Source organism: Corallococcus macrosporus (genome assembly GCF_017302985.1).
In the GTDB taxonomy this organism is placed as follows: Bacteria; Myxococcota; Myxococcia; order Myxococcales; family Myxococcaceae; genus Corallococcus; species Corallococcus macrosporus_A.
In genome coordinates, this window is the sequence record NZ_JAFIMU010000004.1 from 1 (window position 1) to 13289 (window position 13289).

The window sequence follows — 13289 nt, forward strand, 5'->3', positions numbered from 1 at the left end:
GGGCATCCGGGCCCTTGGGGCAGGAGAGCTTCTTCGCGGGGAGCTTCACCTCGCGGGAGTAGGTCCCCGGCGCGAGCAGCTTGAGATGTTCGAGGACGGGGCCCGCTTCGTCGGCCGCGCAGGTGCCCAGGATCCAGACCCAGAAGCCGGGCTTGAGGCCAGGGAGGGTCTTGCTCTCGACGAGCTTGGGGTGGCCTTCGGGAAGGGTGAGGCCGGTCTTCTCGAGCAGTTCCTCAAGCTGGGACCAGGTGTCCTCCTGCGCCTCCGCTTCGGCCTTGTTCTTGGAGCCCTTCCAGATGAGCGCGGTGGGCTTGCCCTCGGCTTCGGCCCGGAAGGACGCGGTGAAGGCCAGCAGGCCCAGGACGAAGATGAACGGACGCATGGCGGTTCCCCCTTGTGGTGCATGACCGCACCGGCCGTGATGCTAAGCCCCGAGCATCCAGGCGGTACACCTCATCCGGCGCGGCCCATTCTCGCCCGGGTGTCTGACGGCACCTCCCGCGGCGCCAGGCTCCGGGTGCCTATGCCTGCTGGCTCCCGTCCTGCGCGGTCATCCAAACCTGTCCGACTGTCGGACAGGTTTCCGCTGGTCGGATGGAGGGGAAGCCCCAAGTCCGGGGGCACGAGGCGAGTGTCTGTGGACTTCCGTCAGGGCAGGGGGCCAGCGGCGGTTCAAACCTGTCCGACAGTCGGACAGGTTCGTGTGGCGCCGCTGGCGGGGAGCGTCGTGTCCGAAGGCTCAGCGCTTCTTCGGTCCGCCGCGCCGCGGGCGGGAACCGCGTGGGCCAGGGCTGGACTCGCCTTCCGGCCGGGGCGTCTGCTGACGCGAGGACTTCGGCGGCCTGGACGTCTTGGAGCGGGAGGGCTTCGCCGGACGACGGCGTTCGTCCTTCGTCACCGGCTTCGAGGACCCGCTGAGGTCGATGCGCGGAGGCATCGGCGGATGGGGCTGCTCGGCGGGTACAGGCTCCGTCGAGCGCGGAGCCCCAGAAGCTGACGACGGCTTCGGTGGACGCTTCCGCGCCTCATGCTGCGGCTTCCCGGAGCGCGGATGCCCGGAGGCTACTGATGGCTTCGGCGGACGGTTGTTCCCGGCACGCGAACCCTTCGGCGGAGGGCCCTGTTCGTCACGCGGCGGCTTCGGCGGACGGTTGTGCTCCTCAAGCGGGGCCTCTGGCGGACGACCCGCGTCGATGGCCTGCGGCGGCTTCGGCGGAGCGCCTTGCTCGTCGCTCGGCGGCTTTCGACCCGCATCGATGGCCTGCGGTGGCTTCGGCGGAGCGCCTTGCTCGTCGCGCGGCGGCTTCGGCGGACGACCTGTGTCGATGGCCGATGGCGGCTTCGGCGAACGGTCTTGCCGCTCATGCGATGGCTTCGGCGGACGCCCGGCGTCGATGGCCTGCGGTGGCTTCGGCGGACGGCCGTACTCGATATCTGGAGGCGCCTTCGGCGGACGACCGTGCTCGTGGTGCGGCGGCTTGGGGTGGCGGCCCTGTTCGCTTTGCGGCGGCTTCGGAGAACGGCCCTGCTGGCCTTGCGGCGGCTTTGGTGGACGGCCTTGCCCCTCATTCGGCGTCTCCCCTGGACGGCCGTACTCGATGGCCGGCAGGGGCTTCTGCCTGGGAGCGGTGCCTTCATCCTCCTCGTCGGACGGCGTCCGGGGCGCGGGCCGGCCGTGGCTGACGGGCGGGGGCGGCTTGGGCGGCCTGGGGGCTTCCGCGGGCGGCTGTGCCTTCGCGGCCTGGGCCCTCAGGGTGTCCACCTCTCGGCGCAGCCGGAGGACCTCCGCGGAGAGCTGGGCGTAGGAGTCCCGCACCAGCCCGTTGAACACACGCTGCCGGCCCAGGGTCTCGTTGATCAGCACCTGGCACGTCTTGCGGAAGGCCCACTTGGCCACCAGCACCGCCTGGCCCATGCCGGCGCGGTGCGTGTGCAGCGGCAGGGCCCGCGTGGTGTCCGCGTTCTCCTCCAGCGCGTGCATGTTGAACGTCAGCGGATCCACGCGCGGCTCCACGCCGTCCTCCGGCACCTCCGCCGGCTCCGACGTGGGCAGCCCGCGCACGCGCAGCCGCTCTTCAATGCGGGCCACCAGGGCCCCCGTGGGAATGTCCCGTCCGAGCAGCTTCATCGGTGTGTCTCCTCCACGATGCGCGCCATCTCTTCCCGGTACGCCGCGACCACCTGGGGCCACGTGTGCCGCTGCGCGTAGATGCGGGCCCGCTGGCCCATCGCGTCCCGGGCCTCACCCACCTCGCGCAGTCCCTCGATGAACGACGCCAGCCCCCGGTACACCCGGCCCGCGCCACTGCGCTCCACCTGTCCCACCAGCACGTCCGAGTGCCCGTTCACCAGCACCGGCGTCCCCTGCGCGAACGCCTCCAGCGTCAGCAGCGACAGGCTCTCGAACTTCGACGGCACCACCACCGCCAGCGCTCCGGCCAGCGCGTCGTGCTTGTCCTGTTCGGAAATGCGCCCCACGTGCCGCACGCCCTCGCCGCTCACGTCCATGTGCGCCTCGCCCGCGAGCACCAGCTCCGGCGCGTCCTGGTACTTCGCCCGCAGCTTGCGGTGGAACGTCAGCAGGTCCGGCACGCCCTTGCCTGGCTCCAGGCGGCCCACGTAGAGCAGGTAGCGGCCGTGCACGCCGTACTTCGCCCGGAAGCGGTCGGGCACCGCCGGAAGCGCCTCCACGCCCACGCCCACCACACGCGCCCGCGCATGGTCCGGGTGGAAGCGGCCAATCATGTCGACCTCCTCCGGCGTGTTGCACATCAACACCCGGGGCCGGTTGAACACGTCGCCGTAGACGCCGAAGCGGATGGGCGGCTCGTCGTGCGCGGTGGGCACCAGCAGCGCGCGGTCCGCCACCAGCGGCAGGCCCCACGCCGTGGGCGCGTAGAGGTACGTGAAGAACAGGTAGCCGTCGTACGCGTCCTGCGTCGTCGCCAGGTGCTCCAGCAGCCCGGGGCTCAGCGGGCCCTGCTCGGCCACCCACTGTTCCTCGCGCAGCCGCTCGTTGCCGTGGCCGAACACCTGCCGCGACAGCCCGTTGAACGCGTGGATGTTGCGCGTGCGCGTCACCGGGAAGCGCAGCACCTTCGTGCGGCCCACGCGGTCCTCGCCGGGCGGGAAGGCGTTCTCCCACGTCAGGTGGTTCTTCGCGCAGGTCGTCACCACCGTGACGTCCCAGTGCGGCGCCAGGTGCTCCGCCACCTGCGCGGCGTGGCTCTCCGCGCCGCCCGTCACCTCGCCGTAGCGCTGCACCACCAGCGCCACGCGCGGCCGCTTCGCCGGGGCCTTGCGCGGACGGGGCGGCGGCGCCACCACGCCCTCCAGCGCGCGCGTCAGCGACACCTGCGCGGCGGTGGGAGAGAAGTGCTGGAGCCGTCGCGCCTGGCCGTCGAGCACCGCCTTGCGCAGGTCGCGGTCCTCGCTCAGGTCCACCGCCAGCTCCGCGAGGAACGCATAGCGCTTCTGGTCGAACGCGATGCCCGCCCCGCCCAGCGTCTCCGGCACCGCCGCCGCCGCGTACGCGAGCACCGGGACCTCGGAGGCCATGGCCTCGATGATGGGCACGCTGAAGCCCTCGTGCTCGCTCATGGAGACGAAGACGGACGCGGAGCGGTACACGGCCACCAGCTCCGGATGCGACAGGCGCCCCAGGAAGTGCACCCCGCGCAGGTCCTTCATCTCGCGCTGGAGCAGCTTGAAGTAGCGGCTGCCCGGCTCGTAGCCGCCGACGATGAGCAGGCGCGCCTGGGGGCGGATGCGCAGCAGTTCCCGGTGCAGCGCGAGCAGGTCCTCGAAGCGCTTGTGCGGCATCACCCGGCTCACCGACACCAGGGTGGGCCCGGGCCCGGACAGCTCCTCGAGCTTCTTCGCATCCGCCACGGACGCGGCGAAGCGCTCCTTCTCGATGAAGAGCTGCACCGTGTGCACGTTGCGGTGGCCCGCGACGCGCAGCTCCGCGCCGTTGAAGTCCGAGTCCCCGATGGACACGTCCAGGAAGGGCGCCATCGCGGCCACCTGCGCGCGGCCCGCCACCAGCGCGTGCTCCAGCGGCGTGTCGCGGTAGAAGCGCGCGGGGCTGATGTTGTGGAACACCACGCCCCGCTTGCACTCCAGGTGCATCAGCCGGCCGCTCAACGGCGACGCGATGCCGTGGTGGTACAGCACCAGGTCATCCGGCTGGGGCTTCAGCGTGAAGACGTGGCGGGCCAGGCCCTGCAGCCCTCCGGCGACCTCCTCCGCGTAGATGTCCCCCGCGTGCCCCATGCGGCGCAGCAGGAGTTGCAGGTGCAGCGCGGCCTGACCGGAGGCGTCGCCGGGGCCGAAGCTCGGGATCAACTGATGGACCGCCATGGGGGGCCGTATGTACCACACGGCATGGTATGAGGCGGCCCGTGTCGACCCCCGGACCCATCGCCTTCGACGCCACCCTGTGGGACGAGCCCACCACCGGCATCGGCCTGTACACCCGCTGCCTCGCGGACGCGCTCCAGGCCCAGGGCGTCTCCCTGGACCGGATGGGCGCGCGCAAGTCCGGGGAGCACCCGCGAGGCGTCCAGAAGCGGACGCCGTGGACGCTGGCCACGCTGCCCCGGCAGCTCAAGGCCTCGCCGCCGGCCGTCTACCACGCGCTCAGCAACTTCAACCTGCCGCTCACGCGCACGCCGGGCACGGCGTACGTGCTCACCGTGCATGACCTGGTGCCGTTGGACTTGCCACACACGGTGTCCACGCCGTTCCGGTGGCAGTTCCGGCTGTGGCTCGCGCGAAGCCTGATGCTCGCGGACCGGCTGGTGTGCGTCAGCGAGTGCACGCGCCAGGACCTGGTGCGCCGCTTCCCCCAGGTGGAGCCTCGCGCCGTCGTCGTGCCCAACGGCGTGGACCACGTGAACGCGCCCACGCTGGACGCGGCCGACGAGGACTTCCTCCACGCGCTGAACCTGCCGAAGGACTACGTGCTGTACGCGGGCTCGCTCGACGTGCGCAAGAACGTGGACCTGGTGCTGGACGCGCAGGAGCGGCTGCACGCGCGCGGCCGGCCCTTCACGCTCGTGCTGGCGGGGCAGCGCTGGTTCGGCTCGGGCACGGTGGAGACGCGCATCGAGCGGCTGCGCTCGGAAGGGCTGGACGTGCGGGCGCTGGGCTACCAGACCCCGGCCATCTTCTACGCGCTGATGCGGCGCGCGGCGTTGTTCGTCTTCCCCTCGCGCTACGAGGGCTTCGGCCTGCCGCCGCTCGAGGCCATGCGCCTGGGCACGCCCACGGTGGTGTCCACGGCGGGCTCGTTGCCGGAGGTGTGCGGCAGTGCCGCGCCCGCGGTGGATCCGGACGACGCGGAAGGACTGGCGGCGGTCATCGACCGGCTGCTGCGTTCCCCCGGGGAGCGCCGCGCGCTGTCGGAGGCGGGCCCGCGTCAGGCCGCGAAGTTCACCTGGGCCCGCACCGCGGAAGGCACGCGGGCCGCCTACGATGCGGCGCTTCGCCACCACCGGTAGGCACTCAACCGGCCCGGGAAGGGCCCCCTGGAGGAACATGCGACTGCTCGTGTGGAGTGGAATCGTCTGCGGAATGCTGCTCGGGTGCGCGGGGTCGAACGCCGCGCGCAAGGACGAGGCCCAGGAGCCGGCCCCGGCCGCGCAGCAGGAGGCACCGCCCACCCCCGTGACGCCCCCGGAGAAGCAGGCCCCGTCGCCCGCGGCGGAGGCGGAAGGCCAGGAGCCGGCCGTCGTCCTGCCGCTGGAGATCACGGAGACGCCCGCGCCCCGCGACCCGCTCTCCATCGAGTCGCAGAGCGTGAAGGGCAACGTGCTGACGATCCACGTCCGCCACGGCGGCGGCTGCCGGGAGCACCGCTACGGCCTGGCGTGGGACGGGCGCTTCACGAAGACGGCGGCGGGCGAGCCTCGCGCCGAGCTCACGCTGCTGCACGACGCGAACAACGACCGGTGCAAGGCCCTGGTCTACAAGGAGCTGGCGTTCGACCTGTCCACGCTGCAGCAGGAGTGGAGCGAGAAGGGCCACGGCGACCACGCCACGCTCCACCTGGACTTCAACGGCGTGCCGGAGCAGTCCGCCCGCTTCAAGTTCTGACCGTGCCCGCTCCCTGCGCGAGGAGGTCCTCGCGCAGGCGCGTCAGCACGTTGCCCAGCAGGTTCAGCCCCCGCCACGTGGACGGGTCCTGGATGCGCGGGTCCTCCGCGTTCAGCCCCACGCCCCAGATGCGGTCCAGCGGGCTGGCCTCCACCAGCACGGTGCCCCGGGTGGCGAGCAGCGCCTCCAGGAGGTGCCGGTGCTGCGTGAACTTCGCGCGGTTGCCCTCGTAGACGATGCGCTCGCGCTCGCGCTCCCAGACGGCCGCGTCGAACGGGCTCACCTTGCGGCCCAGCGCCTTGTGCTGCTTGGGCGTGGCGGCGCGCAGCACCTGATCCAGCACGCGCGTGTCGCCGAACAGGCGCGCCTTGCCCGCCATCATGTACTGCTCCGCGCAGGTGTAGCGCACGCCCTCCACCTCGAACACGGAGGGGTGCCACTGCGAGAAGAAGGAGTCCTCCTTCCAGAAGAAGGTGAATCGCGGCGACGACGTCGTGGGCATCGCAAGTCTCCCTGAAGCTTGGTGTAATGATGACACGAACGTGCGGCGATGGAGGAACCTGACGCAGGCCTCTACAATGGCCGCCCGCTCCCCATGCGACTTCAAGACGCCCAGAAGCTGTTGGACCGTTGCTTTTCCGGCACGCGGGAGGGCGCGCCCCGCCTCCACGAGCCCTCGGACCCGCGCTTCGCGGAGCGGGGCGGGGCGGTGTGGCTGGAGTACCGCTGGTACGTGCGCGAGCGCGGCCTGGCGGAGGTGTTCCTCAAGTGGGACCGCGTGCCCCCCGGCGAGGAGAAGACGGTCGAGGCCACGGTGCTGCGCACGCACCTCTTGGGCCAGTCCCCCATGCTGTCCCAGCGCGCGCTGCGCACGGTGGAGGGCGGCACCCCCGCGCCGGAGCGGGTGCTGGCCATGCTGAAGAACGACGGCATCCGCCGCGAGTGCGTGGCCAGGGGGCGCACCACCGTGACGGTGGAGCACTGGGAGAGCCGGCGTCCGGCGGCCCTGCTGGACGAGGCGCGCTTCGCGGAGCTGGCCGCGCCGCTGGAGGCGGAGGCGGAGGACTCCACGCCGGAGTCCCGTCATGAGGCCGTGCAGCGGCTGGCGGACGCGGAGCGAAGCCCGCGCGTGCAGGACGTGCTCCTGCGGCTCGTCGCGCGCAAGCCGTCGCTGATGGCCCTGCGCATCCTGTCGGAGTGGGGGGAGGTGAAGGCCCGCGAGTTCGTCCAGCGGGACCTGGCCGCCGTGAAGCCGGGCAACGCGGGGGATTTGTGGGCCCTCACCGCGTTGGACCGGCGCCTGGAGGCGTGGCAGTCGCTGGCGCGCCCCACCTGAGGCGCGGCCAGCGGCTTGCGTCAGTGCGCGCCCACCCTGGGGCCCAGCACGTCGCGCAGCGCGTCCGCGACGGTGAGCTTCGGGGCCCAGCCCAGCGCGCGCAGCTTGGTCGTGTCCGCCACGAGGCTGGGGATGTCCGAGGGGCGCAGCCGCGCGGGGTCCAGCTCGATGCGCGCCTGCACGCCGGAGAGGGCAATCATCTCCTCCAGCACGCTGCGGATGGTGCGGCCCTCGCCGCTGCCCACGTTGTAGGCCTGTCCCGCCTCGCCCTTGAGCAGCAGCAGCCGGTACGCGTCCACCACGTCCTTCACGTGGGAGAAGTCCCGGATGGCGTCCAGGTTGCCCGTGCGCAGGATGGGGTCCACCGTGCCCAGCGCGATGGCGCGAATCTGCGCCGCGAACGACGGCACCACGAAGGTGGGGTCCTGCCCCGCGCCCAGGTGGTTGAAGGGCCGGGCGAGGATGACCTCCATGCCGTAGCTGCGGAAGAACTGCTCGCCGGCCAGCTCCCCCGCGGACTTCGACGCGGCGTAGGGGCTGAGCGGCACGTGCGGGTGGCCCTCCTTCGCGAGGGTCCCTTCCGCGACGGGGCCGTACACCTCACCGGAGCTCACCAGCAGCACGCGCGCCTTGGGGGCGCTCTCGCGCAGCGCGGTGAGCAGGTGCACCACGCCCATGGTGTTCACCGCGAAGACGCGCGCGGGGTTCTGGTGGCTCTTGGCCACCGAGCTGAAGCCGGCCAGGTGCAGCACCGCTTCCGGCTTCACCTCGGAGACCGCCGCCTTGACCTTCGCCTCGTCGGCGACGTCGAAGTGCAGGGCGGTGCTGCTGATGCCCTCGCCGCGGGGCCCATGCACCTCCACCACCTCGTCGCCGGCCGCCCGAAGGGCTGCGCAGGCATGCCGGCCGACGAATCCATCCGCTCCCGTGACGAGGACGCGCATCTTACCGCTGTCCTGCCTTCACGCGTTCCAGGTCGGCGTCGACCATCATCTCCACGAGCTGCTTGAAGCGCACCGTGGGCTCCCAGCCGAGCTTCTCCTTGGCCTTGTCGTACTTGCCGATGAGCAGGTCCACCTCCGCGGGGCGCACGAACGCGGGGTCGATCTTCACGTGCTTCTGCCAGTCCAGGCCCACGCGCGCGAAGGCGATCTCCACCAGCTCCCGCACGGTGTGCGTTTCGTTGGTGGCGACGACGAAGTCCTCCGGCGTGTCCTGCTGGAGCATGCGCCACATGGCGTCCACGTAGTCACCCGCGAAGCCCCAGTCGCGCTTGGCGTCCAGGTTGCCCATGGGCAGCGTGTCCTGGAGGCCCATCTTGATGCGCGCCACGTTGTACGTGACCTTGCGCGTGACGAACTCCAGGCCGCGGCGGGGCGACTCGTGGTTGAAGAGGATGCCGCTCACCGCGAAGAGCTTGAAGGACTCGCGGTAGTTCACGGTGATGTGGTGGCCGTACGCCTTCGCCACGCCGTACGGGCTGCGCGGGTAGAAGGGCGTGTCCTCCGACTGCGGCACCTCCAGCACCTTGCCGAACATCTCGCTGGAGGACGCCTGGTAGAAGCGCACCTGCGGGCGGGTGTGGCGGATGGCCTCCAGCATCTTCGTCACGCCCAGCGCGGTGAACTCACCGGTGAGCACCGGCTGGTTCCAGCTGGTGGGCACGAAGGACTGCGCCGCCAGGTTGTAGACCTCGTCCGGCTGCGTGAGGTTCAGCAGGGCCGCCAGCGAGAACTGGTCCAAGAGGTCGCCCTGGTGCAGCTGCACCTTCCCCTGGAGGTGAGCGATGCGCTCGAACTTCTCCTCGGAGGAGCGGCGCACCATGCCGTGCACCTCGTAGCCCTTCTTGAGCAGCAGCTCCGCCAGATAGCTGCCGTCCTGCCCCGTGATGCCCGTAATGAGTGCGCGCTTGGCCATGGCCCTTGTCTGTTCGCTGGAAGACGGTGGTCGTTGTACCCGAGGCTTTCGCCGTCTGCCAACAGTCCCAGGGTTCCAGGGAACTTGAATGGGGACGGGCCTATGCCTAGGTAGGGAGCGACCTGCCCAGGAGCCGCCCATGCGCAACCTCTCCCTCCCAGCGTTGACGGCCGTACTCGTGAGCACGGCGGCGGGGGCTCAGACGGCGCCTGTGCAAGCGCCGTACACCGTCCAGACCCAGCCTGGGGCCCGCTCCGGGGGCGGCACGGTGAACGACGTGGCCCTGTGGGTGAACCCGGCCAACCCGGCCGACAGCCGACTCATCACGGCGGACCAGAACAACGGCCTGTTCACCTACGCCCTGGACGGCGGGGAGCTCCAGGCCGTCACCGAGGGCACGTCCTCGAGCGTGGACGTGCTGGGAGGCTTCCCCCTGGCGGGCGGCACGTCCGGGGCGCTGGTGCTCAGCGCCAACCCCACGCTGACGGGGCTCGTGCCCTACGTGATGGATCCCAACGCGGACGGCGGCGGCCTGACCCGCCTGTCCCCCACGGTGCCCCCGCTGGGCTCGGGGGTGAGCTACGGGACGGTGCGCATGGCCCGCGGGGTGGACGGCTCCCTCCAGGCCTTTGGCGCCCTGGCATCGGGCGGCCTGCGGCAGTTCGCGCTGACGCCCACCGACGGTGGCGTCACGGCGACCCCCCTGCGGGACATCCCGGCCGGCGCGGTGCTGGGGCTGGCGGTGGACCCGGCCTACCGCGCGCTCTACGTGGCACAGCAGGGGCAGGGGCTCTATCGCTACGGCGCGGACGCGGACGCCGGGACGACGGGCACGCAGGTGGTGGGGCTGGGCGACGGCGGCCTGACGTCCGTGGGGCGCCTCGCGCTGTACGAAATCTCCGGCCTGGACGGCTACCTCATCGCGGCGGATCCGAACGCGAACACCTTCGTCGTCTTCGACCGGCGCACGCTGGGCCGGGTGGGGGCGTTCCAACTGGTGCAGGACGGCGGCACCGACGCGGTGGAGCAGTCGCGCGGGCTGGTGGCGTTCTCCGGCGCGCTGGGCACGGCCTTCCCGGAGGGGCTCTTCGTCGCGCATGACGGCATGAGCAGCAGCACGTTGAGCGACAACCTGAAGCTCACCTCCTGGGGCAACGTGGCCCGGGCCTTCACGCCGCCGCTCACCATCGCGCAGCAGCAGGTGGACGCCGGGACGGCAGACGGCGGCACCGGCACGGACGGCGGTGGCGTCATCATCAATCCGGGAGATGGCAACCCGATTGGCGGCGAGGGTGGCGACGACGACAGCGGCTGCGGGTGCACCAGCGCGCCGGTGTCGGCCGTCGCGACGCTGGGCCTGCTGGCCATGGCGCTCCTGGGCCGCCGGCGCCGCGGCTGAGACTCGAAGCGGGTTGAAAGCGACAGGGGGGCGGGATGAAGTGCGCGCCCCATGCGCTCCTTCCGCTCCACCGCCCTGGCGCTCGCGCTGCTCGCCTGCGCCTGCAAGGGCGGCCCGACGCCCGCACCCGCCGCCACGCCCCCCGCGCCTCCCCCCGCCGAGCCCGTGCGGCTCACGGTGGTGGGCACCAACGACTTCCACGGCTGGGTGATGCCCCACCGCGCCACGCTGCCGGACGGGCAGAAGGTGGAGGAGGGGGGCGCGGCGCTCTTCGCGTCCTACGTGGCGCGGCTGCGCGAGGACAACCCGGGCGGCGTGCTGCTGGTGGACGGCGGCGACCTGTTCCAGGGCACGCTGGCGTCCAACCTGGTCGAGGGCGCCATCGTCGTCGACGTGTACAACCTGCTGGGCTACGCGGCGGTCGCCATCGGCAACCACGAGTTCGACTACGGGCCGGTGGGCTCGGAGCCCGTGGCCCGCCGTCCGGACGAGGACCCGCTGGGCGCGCTCAAGGCCCGCGTGGCCCAGGCGAAGTTCCCCTTCCTGTCCGCCAACGTGCGCGAGAAGGACGGCCGCCACCCGGCGTGGCTGGGCAATGACGGCACCACGGTCGTCACCGTGAAGGGCGTGAAGGTGGGCCTGCTGGGCCTGACGACGCTGTCCACGCCGCAGACCACCAACCCCGTGAACGTCGCGAGCCTGAAGTTCCAGCCCCTGGCCGACGCCGCGAGGGAGGCCGCGAGGTCGCTGCGCGAGCAGGGCGCGGAGGTGGTGGTCGCCATCGCGCACGCGGGCGGCAAGTGCACGGACCTGGCGAACCCACGTGACACGTCCGGGTGCGAGCGCGACGACGGGGAAATCTACGCCGTGGTGGAGTCGCTGCCGAAGGGCGCGGTGGACGCGGTGGTGGCGGGCCACACGCACCAGCCCATGGGGCACTTCTTCGGCGACGTGCCGGTCATCGAGACGACGGGCCTGGCGCGCTCGTTCGGCGTGGTGGACCTCTTCGTGGATCCGGTGACCCACCGCGTGCTCCCCGAGCGCACGCGCATCCAGGCCGCCATCCCGGTGTGCGGCGCCGTGGACGCCACGCGGAAGACCTGCGACGCGCGGGTGCTCAAGGACGCGAAGGACGTGCGGCTGGTGCCGGCCACCTTCCTGGGCCAGCCGGTGACGCCGGACGCCCGCGTGCAGGCGCTGGTGGCCCCCGCGGAGGCGCGCGTGGAGGAGGAGCAGCGCCGCCCGGTGGGCGTGGAGGTCCAGGCCCGCATGCCCCAGGTGTACGAGGGCGAGAGCGCGCTGGGCAACCTCATCGCGGACGCAATGCGGGAGAAGGCCCGCGCCGACGTGGCGGTGATGAACGCGGGCGGCATCCGGGCGGACCTTCCGCAGGGGCCGCTCACCTTCGGGAAGCTCTATGAAGTCCTCCCCTTCGACAACACGCTCGCGGTGCTGGAGCTGGACAAGGACCAGCTGCTCAGCTTCCTGTCGCTGGCCTATGGCGGGCGCAAGGGCGTCTTCGCGGTGTCCGGGCTGGAGGTGACGCTGGGCGCGTGCCCGGGGTGGGATCGCTTCGAGGGCATGACGTGGCCGGGAAACAAGCTGCCGAAGCCGAAGCAGACCTACCGGGTCGCGATGCCGGACTTCCTGCTGCGCGGAGGCGACGGGGTGGGGCCACTGACGTCCAAGGTGCCACGGGAACGTATCAACCTGTTGCAGGGCCAGGACCTGCGCGAGGTGCTGATTGAGTACGGCCGTGCCCACGGCAACGTGCTGAAGCCCCCGGCGCTCGGGCGCGTGCACCTGACGAAGGCGGAGGGGCCCTGCGCGGACGCGAAGCCCTGAAAAAGTCGCGCCCGCCGTTGGAAATTTTCTCTCCGTGCTGATCCGCTGGGGCTGGATCGCGGCGCAACCCAGCGGAAGATCAACAGAAGGCGGCCCGGGCCGAATTTTCGGCCTGGGATCAGTTTCCAACGGAGGGAAACCTCCCTACTCTAGGGCACGCGAGAGCCCTTGCAGGCGCGGCCCGGAAGGCCAGCGCGAGCAAGTTGGAGCCCGTGCGTGGGAGGGACAGAAGAGATGCTCTACAAAGTGACCCCGATGATGGTCCCCGTTGCGCCCGAGAAGAAAGAGGCGCGGGAGCCGGGCCAGCCGCGCAAGCGGCGCAAGTCCTCCGTCTACGACGCTGACGGCCACGAGGTGCTCATCTCGCTGATGTGTCTGAAGTGCAAGACGCTCAAGCCGCTGGCGCAGTTCGGGCTGCGGAAGATGGCGGACGGCGCCATCCGCAACCAGCCGTGGTGCCGGGGCTGCCGCTCGGGCGCGGGCACGAAGAAGCCGAAGAAGGACGAGTCGCAGGTCGCCACCGTCGAGGTGCCCGCCGTCGCCGCCGTGGAGCCGGTGCTCCAGGTCGTCGCCTCGGTGCCGCTCGACGCCGCGCCCGTGGCTCCGACGCTCGTCGACGCCCCGGTCGCGGTCGCGGCCGACGTGACGGCCACCGCCCAGGTCTGATCCACCGTCTGGGATGATCCGCCCCGC

Annotated in this window: 12 protein-coding genes; 6 read left to right on the forward strand and 6 right to left on the reverse strand. The window is 71.6% G+C overall.

From position 1 onward, the window contains the following. The 3 genes from JYK02_RS05465 to JYK02_RS05475 form a co-directional block, all read right to left on the reverse strand. A partial coding sequence (locus JYK02_RS05465; protein ID WP_207048990.1) for a hypothetical protein occupies window positions 1-382 on the reverse strand: 382 nt, incomplete at its 3' end. 357 nt (window positions 383-739) lie between these two features. Next, entirely contained in the window at window positions 740-2128 is a 1389-nt protein-coding gene (locus JYK02_RS39500; RefSeq protein ID WP_242588464.1) for a hypothetical protein, read from the reverse strand. Beyond that, window positions 2125-4362 carry a glycosyltransferase family 4 protein gene (locus JYK02_RS05475; protein WP_207048993.1) on the reverse strand — a complete coding sequence of 746 codons (2238 nt, stop codon included), beginning with the start codon at window positions 4360-4362 and terminating at the stop codon, window positions 2125-2127. The genes JYK02_RS39500 and JYK02_RS05475 overlap by 4 nt, the downstream gene beginning before the upstream one ends. A 29-nt stretch (window positions 4363-4391) precedes the next feature. Between JYK02_RS05475 and JYK02_RS05480 the strand changes: the two genes are divergently transcribed. Further along, complete coding sequence (locus JYK02_RS05480) at window positions 4392-5504, forward strand: glycosyltransferase family 4 protein (protein WP_207048995.1); 1113 nt, start codon at window positions 4392-4394, stop codon at window positions 5502-5504. 37 nt (window positions 5505-5541) lie between these two features. Further along, entirely contained in the window at window positions 5542-6099 is a 558-nt protein-coding gene (locus JYK02_RS05485; protein WP_207048997.1) for a hypothetical protein, read from the forward strand. Here the strand turns inward: JYK02_RS05485 and JYK02_RS05490 are convergent. Continuing rightward, window positions 6089-6601, reverse strand: coding sequence for an NADAR family protein (locus JYK02_RS05490; protein ID WP_207048999.1), 513 nt, complete (start codon window positions 6599-6601; stop codon window positions 6089-6091). The genes JYK02_RS05485 and JYK02_RS05490 overlap by 11 nt on opposite strands. A 93-nt stretch (window positions 6602-6694) precedes the next feature. On the opposite strand from JYK02_RS05490, the gene JYK02_RS05495 reads away from it, so the two are divergent. Beyond that, window positions 6695-7435 carry a hypothetical protein gene (locus JYK02_RS05495; RefSeq protein ID WP_242588465.1) on the forward strand — a complete coding sequence of 247 codons (741 nt, stop codon included), beginning with the start codon at window positions 6695-6697 and terminating at the stop codon, window positions 7433-7435. A 20-nt stretch (window positions 7436-7455) separates the two neighbouring features. Here the strand turns inward: JYK02_RS05495 and JYK02_RS05500 are convergent, their stop codons facing one another. Both JYK02_RS05500 and gmd read right to left on the reverse strand, forming a co-directional pair. After that, the gene (locus JYK02_RS05500; protein WP_207049010.1) at window positions 7456-8379 is read right to left on the reverse strand and encodes a GDP-mannose 4,6-dehydratase; all 924 of its coding nucleotides are present in this window, start codon (window positions 8377-8379) and stop codon (window positions 7456-7458) included. A 1-nt stretch (window position 8380) separates the two neighbouring features. Further along, window positions 8381-9352 carry a GDP-mannose 4,6-dehydratase gene (gene gmd, locus JYK02_RS05505; RefSeq protein WP_207049018.1) on the reverse strand — a complete coding sequence of 324 codons (972 nt, stop codon included), beginning with the start codon at window positions 9350-9352 and terminating at the stop codon, window positions 8381-8383. A 139-nt stretch (window positions 9353-9491) separates the two neighbouring features. Between gmd and JYK02_RS05510 the strand changes: the two genes are divergently transcribed. The 3 genes from JYK02_RS05510 (at window position 9492) to JYK02_RS05520 (ending at window position 13262) form a co-directional block, all read left to right on the forward strand. Beyond that, window positions 9492-10751 (forward strand): myxosortase-dependent phytase-like phosphatase, encoded by a 1260-nt coding sequence (locus JYK02_RS05510; RefSeq protein WP_207049026.1) that lies wholly within the window; start codon window positions 9492-9494, stop codon window positions 10749-10751. A gap of 51 nt (window positions 10752-10802) precedes the next feature. After that, window positions 10803-12596 (forward strand): bifunctional metallophosphatase/5'-nucleotidase, encoded by a 1794-nt coding sequence (locus JYK02_RS05515; RefSeq protein ID WP_207049029.1) that lies wholly within the window; start codon window positions 10803-10805, stop codon window positions 12594-12596. A 234-nt stretch (window positions 12597-12830) separates the two neighbouring features. After that, window positions 12831-13262: a hypothetical protein gene (locus tag JYK02_RS05520; protein ID WP_207049030.1), complete on the forward strand. Its 432-nt coding sequence runs from the start codon at window positions 12831-12833 to the stop codon at window positions 13260-13262. Window positions 13263-13289 lie beyond the last annotated feature (27 nt).

Bases quoted from the DNA above. Each gene is read 5' to 3' on its own strand.
- JYK02_RS05480 (WP_207048995.1), top strand. From the start codon at position 4,392: ATGAGGCGGCCCGTGTCGACCCCCGGACCCATCGCCTTCGACGCCACC.
- JYK02_RS05475 (WP_207048993.1), bottom strand. From the start codon at position 4,362: ATGGCGGTCCATCAGTTGATCCCGAGCTTCGGCCCCGGCGACGCCTCC.
- JYK02_RS05495 (WP_242588465.1), top strand. From the start codon at position 6,695: ATGCGACTTCAAGACGCCCAGAAGCTGTTGGACCGTTGCTTTTCCGGC.
- JYK02_RS05520 (WP_207049030.1), top strand. From the start codon at position 12,831: ATGCTCTACAAAGTGACCCCGATGATGGTCCCCGTTGCGCCCGAGAAG.
- JYK02_RS39500 (WP_242588464.1), bottom strand. From the start codon at position 2,128: ATGAAGCTGCTCGGACGGGACATTCCCACGGGGGCCCTGGTGGCCCGC.
- gmd (WP_207049018.1), bottom strand. From the start codon at position 9,352: ATGGCCAAGCGCGCACTCATTACGGGCATCACGGGGCAGGACGGCAGC.
- JYK02_RS05490 (WP_207048999.1), bottom strand. From the start codon at position 6,601: ATGCCCACGACGTCGTCGCCGCGATTCACCTTCTTCTGGAAGGAGGAC.
- JYK02_RS05515 (WP_207049029.1), top strand. From the start codon at position 10,803: ATGCGCTCCTTCCGCTCCACCGCCCTGGCGCTCGCGCTGCTCGCCTGC.
- JYK02_RS05485 (WP_207048997.1), top strand. From the start codon at position 5,542: ATGCGACTGCTCGTGTGGAGTGGAATCGTCTGCGGAATGCTGCTCGGG.
- JYK02_RS05510 (WP_207049026.1), top strand. From the start codon at position 9,492: ATGCGCAACCTCTCCCTCCCAGCGTTGACGGCCGTACTCGTGAGCACG.
- JYK02_RS05500 (WP_207049010.1), bottom strand. From the start codon at position 8,379: ATGCGCGTCCTCGTCACGGGAGCGGATGGATTCGTCGGCCGGCATGCC.